Origin of the sequence: Klebsiella sp. RCJ4 (assembly GCF_009025755.1) — a bacterium.
GTDB classification, from domain to species: Bacteria; Pseudomonadota; Gammaproteobacteria; order Enterobacterales; family Enterobacteriaceae; genus Klebsiella; species Klebsiella michiganensis.
Map to the genome: position 1 here is coordinate 67,396 of NZ_WCIN01000023.1, position 23,825 is coordinate 91,220.

A 23,825-nucleotide genomic window follows, 5' to 3' on the forward strand; every position below is an offset into this window, starting at 1 on the left:
GACACTGGACGATGGAATTACTCTTTTTGGGGACATCCGCTGGCGTGCCTACCCGTACGCGTAATATGACGTCGATAGTGCTGAATTTGCAACAGCCAACAATGGCTGAGATGTGGCTGTTCGACTGCGGGGAGGGAACTCAGCATCAGTTTCTGCGCACCCCTTATCATCCCGGCAAGTTGAATAAGATTTTTATTACGCATTTACATGGCGATCATCTCTTCGGTCTCCCCGGCCTGCTGTGCAGCCGCTCGATGCAGGGTAATTCTCTGCCGCTGACGCTGTACGGACCGAAAGGGCTTAAAGCGTTCGTGGAAACCGCGCTGCGCCTCAGCGGTTCCTGGACCGATTACCCGCTGACGATTATCGAAGTCGGGCCGGGGCTGGTGCTCGATGAAGCCGGCTTCCGGGTCACCGCCTGGCCGCTCAACCACCCGGTCGAATGCTACGGCTATCGTATCGAACAGCATGATAAGCCGGGCACCCTTGACGCCGCGCAGCTTATCGCCGAAGGCGTGCCTCCCGGTCCGTTATTTCAGCGCTTAAAACAGGGATTAACGGTTGAGCTGGAAGATGGACGGCGGATTGACGGCAGCCGCTACCTCGGCCCGGCAACGCCGGGTAAGAAGCTGGCTATTTTCGGCGATACCGCCCCCTGCGAGACGGCGCGGGAACTGGCCTGCGGCGTGGATGTCATGGTTCACGAGGTGACGCTCGAACAGGCGATGGCGGAAAAAGCGAACAGCCGCGGGCATTCAACCAGCCAGCAAACGGCGTCGCTGGCGCACGACGCGGGCGTCGGCACGCTTATCGCCACCCACTTTAGCTCTCGCTATGACGCAGAAGGCTGCCAGCGTCTGCTGGCAGAGTGCAGAGAGATATTTCCGTCTACCGTGCTGGCGGAAGATTTCATGGCGTATAGAGTAGAATAAAAAAGCGGCGTACCGCGGCAGAGAGACGCCGCGAATACGCCAGCCATTACTCTTCAGCATAGCTGTTATAACGCAGAATAGATTTTAAATTGCGATAGCCCAGATAATCCTGGATCGAGTCGTCATCAATTCCTTTTTTTCCCAGCTCATAGCCGCACGCGTGGCGCAGCATCCTGGGATGAATATTCTGCTTCAGCTTCGCCAGCTCGCAGCACTCGCGAATAATTTGATAAAAACGCTGGCGCGTCATCTGATTGCCCCGGGAAGAGATAAACAGCAAATCATTATGAGCCGGGTAACACTCTCTGGCCAGCAGCCAGCGCTGTAATGAGATAATCTCTTTGGGTTGTAAGGGATGATACCCAGAGATACCGTGACGCGCCCGGCGAATATAAACCCGTTTTCGCGACAGGTCGACATCCCGCAAGGTCAAGGCGGTAATTTCGTTAATCCGACAACCGTGCAAAAAACACATCTGGATCATGCAGCTATTTCTTTCCGGGTGCGCACAATAATGTGCAGCAAGTACCAGACGCTCAACGTCCTTGACGCTAAGATATTCCGTATCTACCAGCATACGTTATTCCTTTTCATCCATTTGACAATAAAATTACTGATAGGTAAATGTCAGCTGTACAATAGACTCAAATTTACCCACCGTTGCTCCACCCCGGGTTGAATATAAACGGGCAGCCAGCGGGAATACGCCTTTCCCGGTACTGCCGTCGATAGCAATACTCATCTGGTCCTGATTTTTATAGAGAGTAGAGTGATCGCTACTGGTGATTTGCAGTGCGATATTCTGCGCCGCATCGCTGGCGGCCATATTGGCGAAATGTCTGGCATCATCAACGTCGATAACGCCGTCAAATTTCACCGTTGCTTTTGTTGTCCCCGCCGGGCAATTTTCGACATTCAGGTAAAAGGATTTCCACTCTGAAGCGTTGCCGGGCGTTTGAAAGTCAATATTCAGGAGTGGGCCAAAATTTACCTCTTGATACTTCGTGTCGGTACTGACGTCACAGGGGAGATAATAAATATTACCTTTAATATTCAAAGGGATCCCACCCGAGGATGAAAAAACAGGCAGCAATAATGCCAGCCATAGCGCCTTTTTCATTATCTACTCCTGCTATTCAATTTCTGCCTGAATGGTTGCCGTAGCGGTAAAGCCTCCGCCGCTGGGTAAATTCCCGGTGGTATTAATCGGATAAATTTTCATAGTGGTGTCCCCGGTCTGACTCGGGTAATTAAAATTGACCGGCAGCAGACCTGAAATGACCGGTATTTTGACGCCGGTAATATTTTCAATACGCACCGCAATGTCGCGATTGGTGGTCGCCAGCGCAGTGCTATCGTTAGTATCCGCCATCCCCTGGAACGACAGCGCGATTTTTACCCCGGCGGAAATATTGGTACAGGCCACCGTCATATTAACAACATGCGGAACGAAGTCCTTCGGCATCTGGCCCGCGGTTTTAAAATGGTTGGCGGCAATATCCTCAAAATCAATATTAATCGCTTTACCGGTATTAATCTCACAGGACTGTGGAACCGTTACCGACCCGCTCATTGAAATTTGCGTCAGGGGGATACCGCTGTAGCTGCCGGTTTTTCGCGTCCCGTAGACACTCAGGATAACTGTCGGAGGGATCGTCACCTGGCCTACAAAAGGCCGGGTAAAATAAAGCGAAATATATCCCAGTGACCCTGTATCAAAAATGGCGCCGCCGGGATTACAGGCAAAACCTTGATTATTCTGATTACTCTTATCCTCAATCGGCGTAGGAATATATTTATTAACACCCCCGGCAATAAATAACTCGGTGGCAATTTCCAGGTATTTATTTAGCTGGTAATAATTTAATCCATTGCGGCTTTGCGTCGCGGTAAGGCCTGGCACCGTGGCTTTAAAATACGTCACCCCGCTGGCGCTATCACAATCACACTTTGCCTTGTAGGTTCCCCCGGTACTCCAGCGGTACAAACGGGGAAACTCCATTCCGGCCTGATTTTGTGAGGGATTAGTAAAGCTTTCAATAAATGAAAAGCTATCCTGAAAAGGCGCCCCGCCATTACCGGTATTCTGACACCACCCGGTTGCCGCCATCGCCTGCGGCGCGATCGCCAGGCCCGCTAATATTCCCCATGAAAATCGTTTCATTGTCTCTGCATCCTTTCGATTATCGGCATTGCGCCTGGGCCACAATAATGCCGGTAAGTTCTTTTGCTGACGGCAGCGCATAGTGGATCTGGCAGCGTTCTTGCGCCCCGGAGCCCCACTTCACGTTGAGTACGCCGTTAGATTCCAGTCCGGTCAGGTAGACCTGCCCGCCATCGCCAACGATAAACGCCTGCTCAGAGGATGCCGCCCCGGGGACGCTGACCATGGCTCCGAAAGGCAGGGGTTGCCCGTTCTCCTGGCGTACCGTCATCAGTACCCGGTTACCCACGCTGGTGGCATAATTTGCGCGAACCACCGCCCCACGGGTTGGTACGACCGTCTGCGTCGCCAACTCAAGGTCGACATCGTCCGGCATCGTCGTGGTATCGAGCGTCAGGATATTCTTACGATACGGCGAGGCGTAAGGCACTACGGTATAGCCTCGCCAGTCGGTTCTGACCCCTGTCTGGCTATTCACGCCGACGCCGGCGGCGCCGGGCGCCTTGATGAGAGCGACGGTTTCGCCGAAAGGCTGGCCCAGCGTCAGGCCGTTTTCATGTACCAGCGCTCCGCCGCGCAGGGCGTAGTTCAGCCGATGGCTGTATTTATCATGGCTGTAGCCGCCGGTAAGTTCAGCATAGGTTGCACGCCAGTCCGCATTGACGCTGCCGCTCTCCCCTCTTCCCTGGCTGGTGTAGCCTTCCTGCACGCTCCAGCTCAGGTTATTACGCTCCAGCAAGGTGCCGGAGAGGCCCAGATTGTTGCTGGTGGAGCCATTTTTGCTGCTGTTCAGGGAGTAGTTGGCATAAACCGGCTTCGGTAGCCATTCCCCCAAAGGCACGCTGATGCTCAGTGCAAAGAGGTGATCTTCGTCATTACGCTTACCGGTGTTCTGGTCGGTAGTATTGCGGTTATAGCTGTAGTTCATGCTATAGCTGATGCCGCGCCAGCTGTTGTTGTATCCGACGCCCACTGACTCCATGGTGCGGCTGGTATTCCAGTAGTCCTCGCGGATATAGCTCAGCGACAGCGATCCCATTTCTTCGCCAAGGCTTTGGCTGATCGTTACCTCCCCGCGGTTGCGCCGCCGTTCAATAGAAGGCGTGTAGTTGTCATCCCGATAGGTATCCAGCACTTCCTGCATATCCCAGTAACCGCTGGTCGCATAGCGATAGCCTGCCAGGCTTACGTTAGTTCCCAGACCCGGGAGATCTTTGCTGTAACGGAGACGTACCGACTGCCCGCTCTCTTTATCTTTATCCTGTCGGGTCGACCAGGCCTGGATGATATCGGTCGATACGGCGCCCAGTTCACCGAGGTTTTTCCCCATTCCCAGCGCCACCGACTGATATTTACTGCTAAACTGGCCGCCGCCGTACAGGGTTAACCCCCAGGGCAAGCCGTAAATTGCCGTCGCCTGCGTGAGGGGCGTTTCGTCAATGCTGTTGTCATAGGCGCGATACACGCCGGAGGTCACGCTATATTTCAGACGCCCTTCGCGCTGCAGGACAGGGAGAGAAGCGTAAGGTACGATCAGGTTCTGCTCGCTGCCGTCCGCCTCTTTGATGGTGACGGCTAAATCACCCGAGCCGCCGGTCGGGTACATATCGGTAATTTCAAAAGCGCCAGGCGCGACGTAGGTCTGGTAAATCTCATAGCCGTTCTGGCGAATAATGACCTGAGCATTAGTGCGCGCAATCCCGCGAACGACGGGCGCGTAGCCGCGCAGGCTTTCCGGCAGCATATCGTCATCGGAAGCCAGCATCGCCCCACGGAAGGGAACGCCCTCAAAAACGTCGGCGTCCGTGCTGCTATCGCCCAGCGTCATCACCCCCTGTATCGATTTGATGTTGCGCTGCGCATAGGTATAAACCGTGTCCCAACTATTACTGGACTCTCCCCCGCTGCTGCTGCGCGACCAGGTCGTGTAGTTACGTAAACGCCACGGCCCGACGTTGATACCGGGGCGCAGGTTAACGTATTGGTTATCGCTGTCCGGCGCATCGTTCTGACGTGACCAGTTATTTGCCCCGCTAAAGGAGTAATTCAGCAGGATCGCCGGCACCCCCTCATCCCACTGTTTCGGATCCACCCAGCCGCGGGCGGCGCTGGCTACCGCCGCCTGCGGGAAGCTCAATAGCAGGCGCTGCTGGCTGAAGCGAAAATCGGATTTTGCCTGCGGTATCACGCTGATATCCGCGCAGCCGGGCGTTCTGCGGCCCAGCTCTGGAAATTGGGAGACGCGCACGCCCCATTCGGCCAGATCGTCTACCGTCAGGCAAGGCTGTAATTCCGTTATTCCTGGTCCTTTGCTCTGCTGAAAAACCACATCGCGGGTGTCCATAAAAACGTTATTAAGATAAATATCTACCCGGTAGGTCCCCGGCAGCTGTCCGCCAGCCTGCTCGTAAGCGGATAAATCCCTGACGCCCGTATGAGGGCCGTCCATTTCCAACAGGGCCGGGTTAAAAACCTCCCGCGCCAGGACATCTTCACACAGCGGTAGCAGCGCAACGGCCAGAGCGCCGGCTATCCGGTTAAGCCGCCATTTATTATGATTATTTTTCATTTTCCCTGGAACTCCCTGGCCTGAAAGCCTTTACAAATTCGCGTGGTGCAGCGCGCCGGTACCGCCATAATCGTTAATCAGTTTCCACTGCAAAGCGCCCGCGCTGACGCCCGGCAGTTGAAAGCGCGCCGTTTCCCCCGGCCCCACCCAATTGGCCTCTTTAACTTCGGCGCCCCCCACTTTGACCTCGGCAAAATTCATATAAAAGGCGGTGGGATTCATGACCTGTAGCGTATTGCCGCTGCGCGTCCAGCGAAGCTGCTCCGTCACCATCTCCGGCGTTCCCTCAACGGATTTAGGTCGATAAATTAATTTGATGCGCGTTTTGATAGCGATCTGTAGAGTATTGGCGCCGGCTTTAGCCTGCGAGGAGGGAATCGCTTTAATGTTCATCCAGAACATACTTTCTTTATTTTCCGGTAAGCCGCCGCTGTAAATTACCCGCAGTCGGGTTTGCTGCTCGCCCTCAAGGCGAAATAAAGGCGGCGTTAACAGAAAAGGGGCTGCGCCCTTATTACTTTCAACCCAGCTTTGAATGAGATAAGGCGTAGCATCATTATTGGTTACGCTCAGTGAGGACTCTTTTTTACCGCCGGGATAAATCAGACGAGTTCCGCCGGTCACCACGCCCGCATGCGCCGCAGCGCCAACCAACAGCCATCCAGCTATTAGCACTTTCAGGTATTTTTGCATCTCCAGCTCCCTGGAAAAGCGAGCCACACAGGGCTCGCTAACACTGTCATATAGACGGAAAATTAGTTATAGCTGATGGTAAAGTTGGCTGTACCGTCAGCTTTACCCGCAACGATAGTGCTTTCAGTCTGGATATAACGGACGCGGAACGGCAGATCGATATTGCCGGTAGCGGGGATGGTCAGGCTGGCAGAACGCGAATAGAGCGGCAGCGTCGCGTTGCTGCTGGCGTCAACCAGCTGCAGGGCCACGCCTTCGGCAACGTCAGGATCTGTACCCGCTCCGGTCAGCTGCAGTTTATCATTATCACCGTTGACGTTAGCGCCGGAGAACAGTACCGATGCTTTGGTGACGGTAGTCGGGCAGTTTTCCAGTTTAATCGCGAAATTCTGTTCAGCCGCAGTAGACCCCGTACCGCTAAACGCGGTCTTGGCAATCTGCCCCATCTGAACTTCCAGCGGGTTGGACAGGTCGTTCACCACGTCGCAGCCCGCATCGATGATATCGCCGATAAACTTCACCTGACCGTCATCCGCCAGCGCAGCACCAGAGAACGCCGCGCAACCGGCGACAACAGCAGCAAGTAATGTTTTTTTCATGATTTATCCTTTTCAATGCAGTCAATGCATTAACTTATAAGCGCAATACCCTGCGCATCCTTTTATTTACGTTTGATATTAATAACGCAACAAAACATTGACTCATGAAATGGATATAATATTTTGAAGTGGTCATTATGTATCAATATGACCACTTCAATTAATTAGAATATAAATTGCCAGGGAAGGCGTTTTTGATTTCATATTTATCAGGAAAAATCCCAATAAACACGATAAAAAGCTAAAGAATGAGAGGCGGAACAAACCATACATAAAGCCAATTAAAAAAATTAAAAAATAAATGACACCTATACTTAATATAACTATATGAAAATAATAGTAAAAAATATTGTTAATCATAAATTGACATTGTTACTACCTGTGGATAGCATAGGAGTCAGTTTGATACAAAATGACTATTCCGTTTACCAAACTTCTCTAAACCTCGCATCATTACTGGCTGTATAGATAACCGTGTGCTGAATATTCCGATGTCCCAGAAAGTCCTGAATTAATCGCGTATCCACCCCCTTATTAGCCAGCGCGAAACCGCATGCGTGGCGCAGCATATGCGGATGCGCGTTAATTTCCAGCTGGGCGACGAGGCTCAGGTTCTTCATCATCTGGTATATTCTCTGCCGGGATAAAGGCTGGCCATTTCGTGACAGAAAGAGCCAGCCAGAATTATTTCCGGGATAATTATTACGCACGCGCAGCCATTCGTTGAGTACTTTTACCTCTTGTTTATAAATAGGATGAGTGGTTGAAAAGCCGTTCTTCAGTCGACGAATATAAATGACCCCGCTTTGAATATCGATATCAGAGAGCTTCCAGTGACGAATTTCGCTCACTCGACAACCATGATTAAAACACATCCACAGTAAACAGACATCGCGCTCCGGGTTTGCTCCCCGCCTGGCCGCTTCAACCAAACGCTGAACCTCCCCGACAGTCAAATGCTTACGTCTTGTTTTCATTCACTTTCTCCATCTACAAAACACAATAGCGTGCGTAGTAATAATAGTACGGAAAATAAGAGGATGAGTGGAAACGTAAAGTGAGATTAATATGATAAAAAGCATGAATAATACGAAAAAGAGTAAAGAAAGCGCCTGGCGCCTTTGCGTAGATAAAAAAAGGACCGCCGAAGCGATCCTTTTCTCTGGCTAAAGATAGCATTACATCAGCGGCGTAGCCAATTGTACGATGCTGATGAGCGGCTGCGGCCAAACGCCCAGCACCAGCACCAGCAGCGCGGAGATGAGCACCACGATGCCTCCGGCGCTGTACTGCCAGTTAGACGGCGCATCGCGATTCAGTTTCTCCGGCGCGCTCAGATAGAGGCTCACCGCCACGCGCAGGTAGTAGTAGAGGCCAATCGCTGAACCCACCACTACCGCGCCGACCAGCCACCACAGGTGCGCATGCACGCCCACCGCCAGCACGTAGAACTTACCGATAAAGCCCAGCGTCATCGGAATACCGGCAAGAGACAGCATCATCACCGTCATTACCGCCGACAGAATCGGACGATGCCAGAACAGGCCGCGGTAGGAGTAGAGCGAATCGGCATCCGGGCCGCGGTACGGGCTGGACATCAGGCTCACCACGCCGAACGCGCCGAGGCTGCTGAACAGGTACCCTGCCAGATAAACGCCCACCGCTTCCATCGACATCTCACCGCTCTGCAGAGCAATCAGCGCCACCAGCAGATAGCCAAGATGAGAAATGGAAGAGTAGCCGAGCAGACGTTTAATATTGGTCTGGCTCAGGGCCATCAGGTTCCCGAAGATAATCGAAGCAAAGGCGATCAGGCCCAGCACCACGCGTACCGCCTCGCTGTCGCCCACCGGCATATAGAGGAACAGGCGCATGACCACGCCAAAGATGGCGATTTTACTGGCGGTCGCCAGGAAGGTGGAAACCGGAGCAGGCGCGCCCTGGTATACGTCCGGCGTCCACAGATGGAACGGCACCAGCGACAGCTTAAAGCCGAGACCGACAATCATCAGACCGAGACCAGCCAGCAGCAGCGGCTCGTGCAGCATGCCATCCGTCAGGCTCTTACCGAGCGCCAGGAAGGAGAGGTTACCGGAGTTGGCATACACCAGCGCCATACCGAACAGCAGAAACGAAGAGGCAACGGCGGACAGAATCGTGTATTTGATACTGGCCTCCAGCGAACGTTTCTGGCGGAAGGCGTAGCCCACCAGGCCGAACAGCGGCAGCGAAATCAGTTCGATGCCGAGGAACAGCGCCGCCAGATGGTTAGCGCCCGCCAGCAGAATGCCGCCCAGCGCGGCGATCAGCACCAGAAGATAGAACTCTTCTTTGTTGTCCTTGTAACCCTCAAGCCACGGGTAGGCGAAAGTACAGGTGGCGAGGCTCGCCAGCAGCACCAGCCCGGTATAGAGCATCGCGTAACCGTCAACGCGAATCAGCGGCGTGACGTCCATCGCTCCGTTCTGACCCACGAACCAGAGTGATATCAGCGCGGCGTTCAGGCCGAGAACCGACAGCGTGGCATTGAGGAAATGATTGCGTCGCCACGCAATGGAGAGCATCACAACCACCACCGTCAAGCCGACGATCAGCAGCGGTAGCAGTGCGATCAGTTGTTGTGGAGTTATTGTCATGGCGAATTACGGCCTTGTAGTAGAAACAGAATTAACAAACCACTGCTGAATGTTGCTCATCGCAGAGTGCGAGGTGTCCAGAATCGGCTGCGGGAAGAAGCCCAGCAGCACCAGCAGAACGACCAGCAGCAGGATGATCGACAGTTCACGCAGGGACATTCCCGGCAACGCTTTCGCGGCGATTTCGCTTTTTGCTTTACCAAAGTACGCGCGATGCAGCATCGACAGCGAGTACACGGAAGCGAACACCAGACCAAAGGTCGAAATAACGGTAATCACCGGCACGGTTTTATAGCTGCCGAACAGAATCATAAATTCACCGACGAAGTTACCGGTACCCGGCATCCCGAGGGTCGCGACCGCAAAAAACATCGACAGCGCGGGCAGCCACTTGATCTTGCTCCACAGACCGCCCATCTGACGCATATCGCGCGTATGCAGTCTCTCGTAAAGCTGACCGCAAAGAATAAACAGGCCGGCAGCGGACAGACCGTGAGCAATCATCTGAATCACCGCGCCCTGATAAGCCAGCTGGCTGCCGGTGTAGATAGCAATCAGCACGAAGCCCATGTGGGAAACGGAGGTGTATGCAATCAGACGCTTGATATCGTACTGGCTAAAGGCCATCCACGCGCCGTAGAAGATACCGATGACGCCCAGCCACATCGCGATGGGGGCAAATTCGGCGGAAGCGTTCGGAAACAGCGGCAGCGCAAAACGCAGCAGGCCGTAGGCCGCGGTTTTCAACAGGATCCCCGCGAGGTCAACGGAACCCGCAGTCGGCGCCTGAGAGTGCGCATCCGGCAGCCAGCCGTGCAGCGGAACCACCGGCATTTTTACCGCGAAAGCGATAAAGAAGCCCAGCATCAGCAGGTATTCCACGCCGTGGGACATCGGCGTCTTCAGCAGCTCTTCATAGTTGAAGGTCCATACGCCGGTAGCGTTGAAGTGCACAAACGCCAGCGCCAGGATGGATATCAGCATCACCAGACCGCTCGCCTGGGTATAAATGAAGAACTTGGTTGCCGCCGTGATACGCGTTTTACCGTCGGAAGCCTTATGGCCCCACAGCGCGATCAGGAAGTACATCGGCACCAGCATCATTTCCCAGAAGAAGAAGAACAGGAACAGGTCGATAGCCAGGAATACGCCGATCACGCCGCCCAGGATCCACATCAGGTTAAGATGGAAAAACCCCTGATATTTCTCGATTTCGCGCCATGAACAGAGCACCGCCAGCACGCCCAGCAGCCCGGTCAGCACCACCATCAGCAGCGACAGACCGTCGATAGCCAGATGAATGCTAATCCCGAATCGCGGGATCCACGGCATCACGAATTCCGACTGCCACTGCGGAATACCGGTAGATTGCGTGAGAGAATAGCCGCCCTGCATCCACAACTGCAGGCCAAGCAGAAACGTCAATCCCATAGTGATCAGCGCGATCCAGCGCGGCATCTTCACGCCAAAGCGTTCAGTCTGCCAGCACAGGAAGCCGCCGATGAAGGGAATTAGTATTAACCAGGGTAATAACATAGCTAAGTATGTCCCTTATATTTTACTCCTGCTCAGGCTATCTCGCTCGCCAGCCCGAATCCTGCCAGTGCTCACACAAAACGCAGCGCGTTTTGAACGTCCGTAAGGACGGCCCCGTAGGGGTGAGCTTCGCGAATCATCCTCACGTACTCACGTACGCTCCGGTTGCTCTGCGCTGGCGGTTTCCGGTCTGACTTCGCCGATGACGCCTGTACTTCAGGAACAGATTTTAAACGAATTCTAAAAATAATTTTGGGTTTGCAGGCCGGATAAACACAGCGCCATCCGGCAATCGTTCATCCAGCCAACAAACTCAACGCAATACCATCAGCAGCGCCAGCACCACGACAGCGCCGATGCCCATAGAAGCCACATACCAGCGCAGATAGCCATTCTCGCTCACCACCAGGCCTTTGCCTGCGAAGCGGGAAAGGATCGCCGGAATGTTCATCAGGGCATTCAGCGGATCGCTCTTCAGCAGCCACGCCACGCCGAGGAACGGCTTAACGAACACCTTGTCATACAGCCAGTCAAAGCCCCAGGCGTTGTACCACCAGGTACCGAGCAGACGACCCGGCGCGCTGTTGGCAATCGACGTCACCAGCGTGCGTTTACCCAGCCACAGCCAGGCGGCAATCAGAATACCGGCGATAGCAATCACCCCGGAGGCAATTTCCAGCGTCATAACGCGTCCGTGTTCAAGCTCGGTGGTCTGCGGCAGTACGCCTTCCAGCGGCGGCACAATCAGCGCGCCAACGAAGGTCGAGAGCACCAGCAGCACAATCAGCGGCAGATGATGGGTAATCCCCTTCCCTGCGTGAGCGTGAATTTGTTCTTTGCCGTGGAACACGATGAAAATCATACGGAAGGTGTACAGGGAGGTCATAAACGCCCCCACCAGGCCGGCAACCATCAGATTCAGATGACCGTTCGCCATCGCGCCCGCCAGAATCTCATCCTTACTGAAGAAGCCTGCCGTCACCAGCGGCAGCGCGGACAGCGCCGCGCCCCCCACCAGGAAGCAGACGTATACCAGCGGAATAGACTTACGCAGGCCGCCCATCTTGAAGATATTCTGTTCGTGGTGGCAGGCCAGAATCACCGAACCGGACGACAGGAACAGCAGCGCTTTAAAGAACGCATGGGTCATCAGATGGAAAATCGCCGCATCCCACGCCTGCACGCCGAGCGCGAGGAACATGTAGCCAATCTGGCTCATAGTGGAATACGCGAGCACGCGTTTGATATCGGTCTGCACCAGCGCGGCGAAGCCTGCCAGCACCAGCGTTACCGCTCCGACGATACCCACCAGATGCAGAATTTCCGGGGTCATCAGGAACAGGCCATGGGTACGCGCAATCAGGTAGACGCCGGCGGTCACCATGGTGGCGGCGTGGATCAGCGCGGAGACCGGGGTTGGACCGGCCATCGCGTCCGCAAGCCAGGTCTGCAACGGCAGCTGCGCAGATTTACCCACCGCGCCGCCCAGCAGCATCAGGGTTGCCCACCACAGCATGTTATTACCGGCCTCGAAGTGCGCAGGCGCCAGTTCGACCATTTCGCGGAAGTTCAGGGTGCCCAGCTCGTTGTAGAGAATGAACAGCGCGAACGCCAGGAACACGTCGCCGACGCGGGTCACCACAAAGGCTTTCATCGCCGCCGCGCCGTTCTTCGGATCGGTGTAATAGAAGCCGATCAGCAGATAGGAGCACAGGCCCACGCCTTCCCAGCCGAGATACATCAGCAGCAGGTTATCAGCGAGCACCAGAACCACCATGCTGGCGATAAACAGGTTGGTATAGGCGAAGAAGCGAGAGTAGCCCTCTTCGCCGCGCATGTACCAGGAGGCGAACATATGGATCAGGAAGCCGACGCCGGTCACCACGGACAGCATGGTCAGAGAGAGGCCGTCCAGCACCAGGTTGAAGCCGACGTTGAAGTCGCCCACCGACATCCAGGTCCACAGCGGCACGCTGACCGCCTGTTTGCCGTTGGCGAAGAAGTCAACGCCGACAAACGCCGTGACCAGCGCCGCCAGGCCTACCGAGCCTACCCCCACGGTGGCGGATAAGTTTTCCGACCAGCGGCCGCGAGAGAAGGCCAGCAAAACAAAGCCAATCAATGGCAAAAGAATGGTTAAGGCAAGCATATTCATCCGCGCAACTCACTTACTGAATCGATGTTCAGGTTCTGGCGACGACGATGGAGCTGCAGCAGCAGCGCCAGGCCGATACTCGCTTCCGCGGCGGCGAGGGTGATGGCGAGGATATACATTATCTGGCCATCGGTCTGGCCCCAGTAGCTCCCTGCAACCACGAAAGCCAGCGCCGCGGCATTGATCATGATCTCCAGGCTAATCAGCATAAACAGCAGATTGCGGCGGATGACCAGCCCCGTCAGGCCGAGGACAAACAGGACAGAGGCGAGGATCAGTCCATGTGTTAAGGGGATCATGCGTGTTCCTCCGTTTTTCTTTTATCGCTGTCGTTCGGACGGTTGCTCAGCACTTCCCCGACGCGCTCTTCACGGCCGATATGGAAGGCAACAACCAGGCCCGCGAGCAGCAGCATGGAGGCCAGCTCCACCGCCAGAACGTACGGACCAAACAGCGCAATACCGACCTCTTTGGCGTTAATCGCCGCGCCGTCGATACCCTGATCGTTAATACCAAGGATGGCGTAAACGATAACCACCAGCAGTACCGCTGCGAGAATGGCCGGACCGATCCAGATCCCAGGTTTCAGCCACTGGCGCTCCTGCTCGATTTCGCTGCCACCCAGGTTGAGCATCATCACCACGAACACGAACAGCACCATGATGGCCCCGGCGTAGACGATAATTTCCAGCGCACCGGCGAAATAAGCCCCTAAGGAGAAGAACACCCCGGCGATCGCCAACAGCGAAATGATCAGGTACAGCAGCGCGTGCACCGGATTGGTGTGGGTGATCACCCGCAGGGTTGCGAGGATGGCTATCAGGCCACAGATATAAAAAGCGAATTCCATTGCCCTCTCCTTACGGTAACAGGCTCTTGACGTCGATAGGCTTAGCTTCGTTCTCTGCTTCGCCCTTATCTTTGCCGTCGATTGCCATACCCGCCATCCGGTAGAAGTTATATTCCGGGTATTTACCCGGACCGGAAATCAGCAGATCCTCTTTTTCGTACACCAGATCCTGACGTTTGTATTCGCCCAGCTCAAAGTCCGGGGTCAACTGAATCGCCGTGGTCGGGCACGCTTCTTCGCACAGGCCGCAGAAAATGCAGCGCGAGAAGTTGATGCGGAAAAACTCCGGGTACCAGCGGCCGTCTTTGGTCTCCGCTTTTTGCAGAGAGATACAGCCTACCGGACAGGCTACCGCACACAGGTTACAGGCAACGCAGCGCTCTTCGCCGTCCGGATCGCGCGTCAGCACGATGCGGCCACGGTAGCGCGGCGGCAGATATACCGGCTCTTCCGGGTACATCCGAGTTTCACGTTTGGCAAAGGCGTGCATCCCGATCATGCAGATACTGCGGACCTGGGTGCCAAACCCTACCAATAATTCTTTTAAGGTCATGGTCAATTCACCCCTTATTGCGCCTGCCAGAGAATGACAGCCGCCGTTACCAACAAGTTGATCAGCGTTAACGGCAGGCATACCTTCCAGCCAAAGGACATTACCTGGTCATAGCGCGGACGCGGTAATGATGCGCGGATCAAAATGAACATCATCATAAAGAACGCGGTTTTCAGCGCGAACCAGATGAAAGGAGGTAACCATGGGCCATTCCAGCCGCCGAAGAACAGCGTCACAATCAGCGCCGATACGGTAACAATCCCGATATATTCACCGACGAAGAACAGACCGAACTTCATGCCGGAGTATTCGATGTGATAACCGTCAGCCAGCTCCTGTTCCGCTTCCGGTTGGTCAAACGGGTGACGGTGACATACCGCTACGCCCGCGATCGCAAAGGTCACGAAGCCGAAGAACTGAGGGATGACGTTCCACAGATGCGCCTGGTTGTTGACGATATCGGTCATGTTGAATGAACCGGCCTGCGCCACCACGCCCATCAGGGAAAGCCCGAGGAACACTTCGTAGCTCAGGGTCTGGGCAGAAGCACGCATCGCGCCAAGCAGCGAGTATTTGTTGTTGCTCGACCAGCCGGCGAACAGCACCGCATAGACCGCCAGACCTGCCATCATCAGGAAGAACAGGATCCCGATGTTCAGATCGGCCACCACCCACGTCGGGCTGACCGGCACAATGGCGAAGGCCAGCAGCAGCGAAGTAAAAGCGATCACCGGCGCCAGAGTAAAGATCACGCGATCCGAGAAGCGCGGAACCCAGTCCTCTTTAAAGAACATTTTGATCATGTCGGCGACGAGCTGCAGCGAACCGCCCCAGCCCACGCGGTTAGGCCCGTAACGGTTCTGGAACAGGCCCAGCAGACGACGTTCGCCAAAGCTCATAAACGCGCCGCAGGTCACCACCACCAGCAGAATCACTACCGCCTTAAGGATGCCTAACAGAATGTCGATGAGATCGGGAGTTAACCAACTCATGCTTTCGCCTCCTGCAGAGTATCAATACGCGCTCCGGTCAGCACCGGCGCAATCCCTGGCATGCCCATCGGTAAGCCAACCTGCCCTGCCGTCAGCCCCGCCGAGATTACCAGCGGCAGGCTAAGCGCCTGGCCATCAACGCTGAAGGAAACCATCGCCCCTTCGTTCACGCCAAGCTTCGCGGCATCTGCCGGGTTCAGCTTAACGTACGGCTGCGGCATGCGGCTCTGGAATACCGGAGCACGCTGCGACAGCTCGTCGCTGCCGAACAGATGGTAGTAAGGCGCGATACGCCATTTCCCTTCTTCAGCCTGGAAGCTTGCCGGTACCGCGGTAAAGTACTCAAGACCGCTGGCGGAGGCTTCAATCAGACGCACGCCCGGATCGCCGTGGCGCAGTTTACCGCCCACTTCATCCTGGAACTTGTTCCACGCCTGCGGGGAGTTCCAGCCCGGCGCCCACGCAAAGGGAATTTGCGAACGCGGCGCGGACGGCTGGTTGTTCCCTTCCATGGAAAAGGCAAACATGGTGTCTTTATCCTGCGGCTGACGGGGTTCATGCACGCTGATGTTGGCGCGCATCGCCGTACGACCGCTATAGCGGTGCGGTTCACGGGCCAGCTTCTGACCGCGAATGCGGAAGGTCGCATCCGGCGCGGCGTCTTTGATACCGGCCAGCTGCGGTAGCGCGGCAATGGCGGCGTCAATCACGTGGTCCAGCTGCGTCCAGTCAACCTGGCGGTTGTTAACGGTACTGTGCAATGAGTGCAGCCAGCGCCAGCTTTCCAGCATCACGGTTTTCGCGTCGTAGTAGGCCGGGTCGTAAACCTGGAAGAAGCGCTGGGCGCGACCTTCGTTGTTGACCACGGTACCGTCGCTTTCCGCGAAGCTTGCCGCGGAGAGCACCAGATGCGCTTTTTCCATAATCGCCGTACGCTGATGGTCAACCACCATGACCAGCGGCGCTTTCGCCAGCGCCGCGTCAACGCGGGCGGCTGAAGCGTGGCGGTGCAGGTCGTTTTCCAGCACGATAACCGCATCGGCGTTACCGGTCTCCAGTTCGCTCAGCGCCTCTTCAAGCGAGCCGCCGCCGATCATCCCGAGGCCTACGCTGTTCACTGCCCGGGCGACCATGGTCACGCCAACGTCAGCGCCGCGGCCTTTCAGGGCTTTCGCCACGTTGGCGGCGGCCTGAATTACCTCGATGCTGCCGGCGTTGGTTCCGGAAACAATCAGCGGTTTTTTCGCTCCGGCTAACGCCTGAACGATCACGTCGATTTTGCCTTTCAGCTCGCTGCTCAGCCCTTCGACCGCCGGCGCGCTATCGTCCAGCGCGTGGGCGATGGCGAAGCCAAGACGCGCCTGATCTTCCACCGGCGCGCGGTAGGTCCATGCGGCGATATCATCAAGACGCGTGTCGTCGATATTGGTCACGAACAGCGGATGCTTCGCGCGCTGGCCGATGTTAAGGATCGCGGCGATCTGCCAGTCGGCGACTTTCTGCGCCGCCGCCATTTCACGCGCTTTGCCTTTCACCGCCTGACGCACCGCCAGCGCGATACGCGCGCCGGTCTGGGTGATGTCCTCACCGAGGATCAGCACCGCATCGTAGGATTCGATCTCGCGCAGCGCCGGGGTATGAATACCGCCTTCGCGCAGCACTTTCAGCATCATCTGCAGGCGCGCCTGTTCGCCCTTGGCGATACCGGTATAGAAGTTTTCGGCGCCGACCAGCTCGCGCAGCGCAAAGTTGCTTTCAATGCTGGCGCGCGGGGAGCCGATACCAATCACCTTCTTCGACTGGCGCAGAATATCTGCCGCCCCCTGCATCGCCTGTTCGGCGTTGAGGGCGATCAGATCGTCGCCGCGGCGCTGAACCGGCTGACGCGGACGATCTTTCAGATTGACATAGCCATAGCCGAAACGACCGCGGTCGCAGAGGAAGTAGCGGTTAACGGTACCGTTATAACGGTTTTCGATACGACGCAGTTCGCCGTAGCGCTCGCCGGGGCTGATGTTACAGCCGATGGAACACTGCTGGCAGATGCTTGGCGCAAACTGCATGTCCCACTTACGGTTATAGCGCTCGGAGTGCGTTTTATCGGTAAAGACGCCGGTCGGACAGACTTCCACCAGGTTACCGGAGAACTCGCTTTCCAGCGTACCGTCTTCCGGACGGCCAAAGTAGACGTTGTCGTGAGCGCCGTAGACGCCCAGGTCGGTACCGTCGGCATAGTCTTTGTAGTAGCGAACGCAGCGGTAGCAGGCGATGCAGCGGTTCATTTCGTGAGAGATGAACGGCCCCAGATCCTGGTTGCGGTGGGTACGCTTGGTAAAGCGGTAGCGACGGAAGCTATGACCGGTCATTACGGTCATATCCTGTAAGTGGCAGTTGCCGCCCTCTTCGCACACCGGACAGTCGTGCGGGTGGTTGGTCATCAGCCACTCAACTACGCTTTCGCGGAACTGCTTCGCTTCTGCGTCGTCGATGGAAATAAAAGTGCCGTCGGATGCCGGTGTCATACAGGACATCACCAGGCGGCCACGCGTGTCTTCCGCGTTCTGATATTGCTTCACCGCACACTGGCGGCAAGCACCAACGCTTCCCAGCGCCGGATGCCAGCAAAAGTAAGGAATATCAAGGCCCAGAGAGAGACAAGCTTCTAACAGGTTGTCCGCTCCGTTGACCTCGTACTCTTTGCCGTCTACATGAATCGTAGCCATTAGCGTGCTTCCAAAATAAAAAAACCTTTAGATTACCAGCGCGTCTTAAGCAGGTTCGGCTGAATCCCGTTGATTGCATGGGTATTGCTGAACTGCTGTTTAATGCCAGCTTCGAATTCTTCGCGGAAATATTTAATCGCGCTCTGTAGCGGCTCAACCGCACCCGGCGCGTGCGCGCAGAAGGTTTTACCCGGACCGAGGAATCGACACAGTTGCTCAAGCGTCTCGATATCCCCCGGCTGGCCTTCGCCGCGCTCGAGAGCGCGCAGAATTTTCACGCTCCACGGCAGACCGTCACGGCAAGGCGTACACCAGCCGCAGGACTCACGGGCAAAGAACTCTTCCAGGTTGCGTACCAGCGGCACCATGCCAATCTCATGGTCAACCGCCATCGCCAGCGCGGTGCCCAGACGGCTGCCCGCTTTACCAATGCTTTCGAACTCCATCGGCAGGTCGAGATGCGCTTCGGTCAGGAAGTCGGTGCCCGCGCCGCCCGGCTGCCAGGCTTTGAACTTCAGGCCATCGCGCATGCCGCCCGCGTACTCTTCGAGGATCTCGCGCGCGGTGGTGCCGAACGGCAGCTCCCAGACGCCCGGATTCTTCACGCGGCCGGAGAAACCCATCAGCTTGGTGCCGGCGTCTTTACTGGTCGAAATGTTCTGATACCACTCGACGCCATTGGCCAGAATCGCCGGGACGTTGCACAGGGTTTCAACGTTGTTTACGCAGGTCGGTTTGCCCCAGACGCCGGAGCTGGCCGGGAACGGCGGCTTCGAACGTGGGTTGGCGCGGCGGCCTTCGAGGGAGTTAATCAGCGCGGTTTCTTCGCCGCAGATATAGCGCCCTGCCCCGGTATGGACGAACAGCTCGAAGTCAAAACCGGTGCCGAGTATGTTTTTGCCGAGCAGGCCCGCTTCGGTCGCTTCGGCAATGGCCCGGCGCAGATGCTGAGCCGCTTCAACATATTCTCCGCGCAGGAAGATGTAGCCGCGGTAAGCTTTCAGCGCAAAAGCGGAGATCAGCATGCCTTCCACCAGCAGGTGCGGCAGCTGTTCCATCAGCAGGCGGTCTTTATAGGTGCCCGGCTCCATTTCATCGGCGTTACACAGCAGGTAACGGATGTTCATGGACTCGTCTTTCGGCATCAGGCTCCACTTCAGACCGGTGGAAAAGCCCGCGCCGCCGCGCCCCTTCAGGCCGGCGTCTTTTACCGCAGTGACGATTTCATCCGGTGCCATGCCGGAGAGCGCTTTACGCGCCCCGGCGTAGCCGTTTTTACTCTGGTATTCATCCAGCCATACCGGCTGTTTGTCGTCGCGCAGACGCCAGGTTAACGGATGGGTTTCGGCAGTACGAATAATGGTTTTCATTTATACCGCTCCAGGAGGTCAGGAATCGCTTCCGGCGTCAGATAACTGTGAGTGTCCTCATCAATCATCATGGTCGGCCCCTTGTCGCAGTTGCCCAGGCAGCAGGTCGGCAGCAGAGTGAAGCGGCCATCAAAGGTGGTTTGACCCGGTTTGATATCCAGCTTCTTCTCAATCGCCGACTGAATGCCCTGGAACCCGGTGATGTGGCACACCACGCTGTCGCAGTAGCGAATCACGTGACGACCCACCGGCTGGCGGAAAATCTGGCTGTAGAAGGTCGCAACGCCTTCTACGTCGCTGGCCGGGATCCCCAGCACATCGGCGATAGCGTAGATTGCGCCGTCCGGCACCCAGCCGCGCTGCTTCTGAACGATCTTCAGCGCTTCAATGGACGCCGCACGCGGGTCTTCGTAGTGGTGCTTCTCGTGCTCAATCGCCTCACGCTCTGCCGCACTCAGCTCAAAAGCCTCGGTTTGTGGTTGTTGATTCTCGTGCATAATTAGCGGTCCACGTCTGACATAACAAAATCGATACTACCCAGATAGACAATCAGGTCGGAGACCAGACTGCCGCGAATAGCGGCCGGGATCTGCTGCAGGTGCGCGAAGCTTGGCGTGCGCACGCGGGTACGGTAGCTCATGGTGCTGCCGTCGCTGGTCAGGTAGTAACTGTTAATACCCTTGGTCGCTTCAATCATCTGGAAGGATTCTTGCGCCGGCATGACCGGGCCCCAGGAAACCTGCAGGAAGTGCGTAATCAGGGTTTCGATATGCTGCAGCGTGCGCTCTTTTGGCGGTGGCGTCGTCAGCGGATGATCCGCCTTGAACGGGCCTTCCGGCATGTTATCGAGGCACTGCTGAAGAATGCGCAGGCTCTGGCGCAGCTCTTCCACTTTCAGCATCACGCGGGTGTAGCAGTCGGAGACGCCACCGCCGGTCGGGATCTCAAAGTCGAAGTTTTCATAGCCAGAATAGGGACGCCATTTACGTACGTCGAAGCCGATGCCGGTCGCGCGCAGGCCCGCGCCGGTGGTGCCCCACTCCAGCGCCTCTTTCGCGTTGTAGGCGGCAACCCCTTTCGAACGACCGATGAGGATGGTGTTGCGCAGCGCGGCTTTCTCATAGGAATCCAGACGCTTCGGCATCCACTCGAGGAATTCGCGCAGCAGGCGATCCCAGCCGCGGGGCAGGTCGTGCGCGACGCCGCCGATACGGAACCAGGCCGGGTGCATACGGAAACCGGTAATCGCTTCCACCAGATCGTAGATCTTTTGACGGTCGGTAAAGGCAAAGAACACCGGCGTCATCGCCCCGACGTCCTGAATAAAGGTGGAGATGTACAGCAGATGGCTGTTGATACGGAACAGCTCGGAGAGCATCACGCGGATCACGTTGACGCGATCCGGCACGGTTATCCCCGCCAGTTTCTCAACCGCCAGCACGTAAGGCATTTCGTTAACGCAGCCGCCGAGATATTCAATACGGTCGGTATACGGAATGTAGCTGTGCCAGGACTGGCGCTCGCCCATTTTCTCGGCGCCGCGGTGGTGGTAGCCGATATCTGGCACGCAGTCGACGATCTCTTCGCCATCAAGCTGCAGAATAATACGGAACGCACCGTGAGCGGAGGGGTGGTTCGGGCCGAGGTTAAGGAACATGAAGTCCTCGTTTTCGGTCCCGCGCTTCATGCCCCACTCTTCCGGTTTAAAGGTCAGCGCTTCCATTTCCAGATCCTGTTTGGCTTTGGTCAGCTCAAACGGGTCAAATTCGGTGGCGCGCGCCGGGTAGTCTTTACGCAGCGGGTGACCTTCCCAGGTCGGCGGCATCATGATGCGGCGCAGATTCGGGTGACCATCGAAGGTCACGCCAAACATCTCCCAGGTTTCACGCTCATACCAGTTGGCGTTAGGGAACAGTTTGGTGAAGGTCGGCAGATGCAGATCGTTTTCAGACAAGGCAACCTTGAGCATGATGTCGCGGTTGCGGTCTATTGAAATCAGATGATAGAAAACGGAAAAATCCGCGGCGGGTAAACCGTCGCGGTGCGTGCGCAGACGTTCGTCCATGCCGTGCAGGTCAAACAGCATCACGTAAGGCTTCGGCAATTTCTTCAGGAAATCACCCACCTCAAGCAGCTGTTCACGCTTCACCCAAACCACCGGAACGCCGGTGCGGGTTGGCTGAACGGTAAAGGCATCCGGCCCAAAACGGTTGCGCAGTTCGCCGATCACCGGGTCATCAAGGTGATCGCGGGTTTGCCAGGCTGGTGCGGCGTCATGCGCGGTTAAATCGGTCATATTGTTCACCATTGCAAAAGGTCCGTGGTGACTGCCGGCGAGGCTTCGCGCTGTAGTAGATTGATTTGCGAAGTTTTTATCCCGCCCGCAGGCGCAAGTTAAATCTCGTCCGGAGTCCGCAGATTGGTCACTGCAATACGTTCGCCGCGTTTACGCTCGCGTTCCGACTGCATATTGGCGCGGTACACGCCCTGATCGCCAACCACCCACGAGAGCGGACGGCGTTCTTTACCAATGGATTCCTGCAGCAGCATCAGCGCCTGCATATAAGCTTCCGGACGCGGCGGGCAGCCCGGGATGTAAACATCGACCGGAATAAACTTATCCACGCCCTGGACGACAGAGTAAATATCGTACATTCCGCCGGAGTTGGCGCATGCGCCCATCGAGATAACCCACTTCGGCTCCAGCATCTGGTCATAAAGACGCTGAATGACCGGCGCCATTTTAGTAAAGCAGGTGCCGGCGACCACCATCAGGTCAGCCTGACGCGGGGAGGCACGTAATACTTCTGCACCAAAGCGCGCAACGTCATGCACCGCGGTGAATGACGTCACCATTTCCACGTAGCAGCAAGAAAGGCCGAAGTTGTAAGGCCAGATTGAGTTCTTACGGCCCCAGTTCACCATGTCATGCAAGGCGTGTTCGAGTTTCCCCATATACACGCTTTTATTGACTTCTTGCTCCAGGGGGTCGGTTACGATCTCCTGTTTTTGCAGGGGGTAACGGTCGTTCTCACCGTTAGGATCGATGCGGGTGAGCGTATAATCCATCTTATTGCCTCGCTTTTACTGCGTATGACGGTTAGTGGGACTGTCTGTTTCCGGGTTAACCAGCGTGCGACGGGAGCGCGCAGGCGTCCAGTCCAGTGCGCCGATACGAACGAGGTAAACCAGACCAGCCAGTAGCACTAAAATGAAAATTGCGGCTTCCACAAAGCCGACCCAGCCGCTTTCACGGATAGAAGTCGACCATGCGTAGAGATACAGGGCTTCCACGTCGAAGATAACGAAGAACATGGCAACCAGATAAAACTTCGCAGAAAGACGTAAGCGAGCCGAACCGACGGAGTCGATCCCGGATTCAAACGGCGTGTTCTTGCTTCGCGCGCGCGCGCGTCCGCCAAGGTACCAGCCGCCGACGAGCATCAGGCAGCACAGGCCGATAGCGATGATGAGAAATATAGCGAATGCCCAATGATGAGCGATGACTTCAGTGGATGTTGACATACGCATTGCTTAACCAAAAAAGTGTAGCGCTAAAACCCTCTGCTCTTACTGGCAGATGAACGCCACAGCGTTTCACGGGGAGGAATAAAAAAATAGCCGTGCAAAAAAGCGTCCCTGGGTGATGTGGAAGGCCAGTTGCGGTGGCTTTTTACTCCTTTCATTAACCTTTTGTCAACTTTAACAAAAGTTTTCACAACATTAATTTACATTGGATTTTTTTCATTAACATTAAATGCCCTTTCATGCGGAATAACCTTGCATACTGCTCGGCTTTAGTGTTGTTGAATCGTGTCCGTTTCCGCCGTAAATCAAAATGGCCCGCCTATTTTGACAGGATTCAGACACGATTCCTCCCCCTAAGGAGGGGTATTTTCTTGATCTGCGACACGCTTTTGTTAATTCAACCAAGAAAACAGCAACAAACCAGATGGTTTTTTAACATTAGCAGGAAGTATTGAAAGTGCAGAGAAAAGTCGAGAAATGAGAGGAGGAGCGGATCTAACCTACTGATTTAGCTCAAAAGAAATC

General features: G+C 55.8%; 21 protein-coding genes. 1 reads left to right on the forward strand and 20 read right to left on the reverse strand.

Annotated features, from left to right (window positions below; translation table 11 throughout):
- Positions 1 to 11: 11 nt before the first annotated feature.
- Complete coding sequence (gene rnz / locus F8562_RS06715) at positions 12 to 932, forward strand: ribonuclease Z (RefSeq protein ID WP_014839110.1); 921 nt, start codon at positions 12 to 14, stop codon at positions 930 to 932.
- 46 nt (positions 933 to 978) lie between these two features.
- Here rnz and F8562_RS06720 read toward each other — a convergent pair whose 3' ends face one another.
- The 20 genes from F8562_RS06720 to nuoA form a co-directional block, all read right to left on the reverse strand.
- Positions 979 to 1,509, reverse strand: a complete 531-nt coding sequence (locus tag F8562_RS06720; protein WP_014839111.1) for a tyrosine-type recombinase/integrase — start codon at positions 1,507 to 1,509, stop codon at positions 979 to 981.
- Between the two features lie 33 nt (positions 1,510 to 1,542).
- Complete coding sequence (locus F8562_RS06725) at positions 1,543 to 2,052, reverse strand: fimbrial protein (protein ID WP_014839112.1); 510 nt, start codon at positions 2,050 to 2,052, stop codon at positions 1,543 to 1,545.
- 12 nt (positions 2,053 to 2,064) lie between these two features.
- Positions 2,065 to 3,096 (reverse strand): fimbrial protein, encoded by a 1,032-nt coding sequence (locus F8562_RS06730; RefSeq protein ID WP_014839113.1) that lies wholly within the window; start codon positions 3,094 to 3,096, stop codon positions 2,065 to 2,067.
- Positions 3,097 to 3,115: 19 nt separating this feature from the next.
- Positions 3,116 to 5,665 (reverse strand): fimbria/pilus outer membrane usher protein, encoded by a 2,550-nt coding sequence (locus F8562_RS06735; RefSeq protein WP_014230247.1) that lies wholly within the window; start codon positions 5,663 to 5,665, stop codon positions 3,116 to 3,118.
- A 30-nt stretch (positions 5,666 to 5,695) separates the two neighbouring features.
- Positions 5,696 to 6,358, reverse strand: coding sequence for a molecular chaperone (locus tag F8562_RS06740; protein WP_014230248.1), 663 nt, complete (start codon positions 6,356 to 6,358; stop codon positions 5,696 to 5,698).
- 62 nt (positions 6,359 to 6,420) lie between these two features.
- The gene (locus F8562_RS06745; protein WP_014839114.1) at positions 6,421 to 6,957 is read right to left on the reverse strand and encodes a fimbrial protein; all 537 of its coding nucleotides are present in this window, start codon (positions 6,955 to 6,957) and stop codon (positions 6,421 to 6,423) included.
- A 425-nt stretch (positions 6,958 to 7,382) separates the two neighbouring features.
- On the reverse strand, positions 7,383 to 7,934 hold the full coding sequence (locus F8562_RS06750; RefSeq protein WP_014839116.1) for a tyrosine-type DNA invertase: 552 nt from the start codon (positions 7,932 to 7,934) through the stop codon (positions 7,383 to 7,385).
- Positions 7,935 to 8,135: 201 nt separating this feature from the next.
- Positions 8,136 to 9,593 (reverse strand): NADH-quinone oxidoreductase subunit NuoN, encoded by a 1,458-nt coding sequence (gene nuoN, locus F8562_RS06755; RefSeq protein ID WP_004852828.1) that lies wholly within the window; start codon positions 9,591 to 9,593, stop codon positions 8,136 to 8,138.
- Between the two features lie 6 nt (positions 9,594 to 9,599).
- Entirely contained in the window at positions 9,600 to 11,129 is a 1,530-nt protein-coding gene (gene nuoM / locus F8562_RS06760) for an NADH-quinone oxidoreductase subunit M (protein WP_004104059.1), read from the reverse strand.
- A 313-nt stretch (positions 11,130 to 11,442) separates the two neighbouring features.
- Positions 11,443 to 13,284, reverse strand: coding sequence for an NADH-quinone oxidoreductase subunit L (nuoL, locus tag F8562_RS06765; RefSeq protein WP_025106678.1), 1,842 nt, complete (start codon positions 13,282 to 13,284; stop codon positions 11,443 to 11,445).
- Positions 13,281 to 13,583: an NADH-quinone oxidoreductase subunit NuoK gene (gene nuoK / locus F8562_RS06770; RefSeq protein WP_004104062.1), complete on the reverse strand. Its 303-nt coding sequence runs from the start codon at positions 13,581 to 13,583 to the stop codon at positions 13,281 to 13,283. Before nuoK ends, nuoL begins: the two co-directional genes overlap by 4 nt.
- Positions 13,580 to 14,134: an NADH-quinone oxidoreductase subunit J gene (gene nuoJ, locus F8562_RS06775; protein WP_014230252.1), complete on the reverse strand. Its 555-nt coding sequence runs from the start codon at positions 14,132 to 14,134 to the stop codon at positions 13,580 to 13,582. Before nuoJ ends, nuoK begins: the two co-directional genes overlap by 4 nt.
- Positions 14,135 to 14,144: 10 nt before the next feature.
- Positions 14,145 to 14,687, reverse strand: a complete 543-nt coding sequence (gene nuoI, locus F8562_RS06780; RefSeq protein WP_004104066.1) for an NADH-quinone oxidoreductase subunit NuoI — start codon at positions 14,685 to 14,687, stop codon at positions 14,145 to 14,147.
- 14 nt (positions 14,688 to 14,701) lie between these two features.
- Complete coding sequence (nuoH, locus tag F8562_RS06785; RefSeq protein WP_004104068.1) at positions 14,702 to 15,679, reverse strand: NADH-quinone oxidoreductase subunit NuoH; 978 nt, start codon at positions 15,677 to 15,679, stop codon at positions 14,702 to 14,704.
- Positions 15,676 to 18,402: an NADH-quinone oxidoreductase subunit NuoG gene (gene nuoG, locus F8562_RS06790; protein ID WP_014839119.1), complete on the reverse strand. Its 2,727-nt coding sequence runs from the start codon at positions 18,400 to 18,402 to the stop codon at positions 15,676 to 15,678. Before nuoG ends, nuoH begins: the two co-directional genes overlap by 4 nt.
- Positions 18,403 to 18,434: 32 nt before the next feature.
- Entirely contained in the window at positions 18,435 to 19,772 is a 1,338-nt protein-coding gene (nuoF, locus tag F8562_RS06795) for an NADH-quinone oxidoreductase subunit NuoF (protein ID WP_014839120.1), read from the reverse strand.
- Entirely contained in the window at positions 19,769 to 20,269 is a 501-nt protein-coding gene (gene nuoE / locus F8562_RS06800; protein ID WP_004104075.1) for an NADH-quinone oxidoreductase subunit NuoE, read from the reverse strand. Before nuoE ends, nuoF begins: the two co-directional genes overlap by 4 nt.
- A gap of 2 nt (positions 20,270 to 20,271) precedes the next feature.
- A complete protein-coding gene (gene nuoC / locus F8562_RS06805; RefSeq protein ID WP_014230254.1) occupies positions 20,272 to 22,080 on the reverse strand; it encodes an NADH-quinone oxidoreductase subunit C/D in 1,809 nt (602 codons plus the stop codon).
- 86 nt (positions 22,081 to 22,166) lie between these two features.
- Entirely contained in the window at positions 22,167 to 22,841 is a 675-nt protein-coding gene (gene nuoB / locus F8562_RS06810; protein ID WP_002913178.1) for an NADH-quinone oxidoreductase subunit NuoB, read from the reverse strand.
- A 15-nt stretch (positions 22,842 to 22,856) separates the two neighbouring features.
- The gene (gene nuoA, locus F8562_RS06815) at positions 22,857 to 23,303 is read right to left on the reverse strand and encodes an NADH-quinone oxidoreductase subunit NuoA (RefSeq protein ID WP_004123140.1); all 447 of its coding nucleotides are present in this window, start codon (positions 23,301 to 23,303) and stop codon (positions 22,857 to 22,859) included.
- Positions 23,304 to 23,825 lie beyond the last annotated feature (522 nt).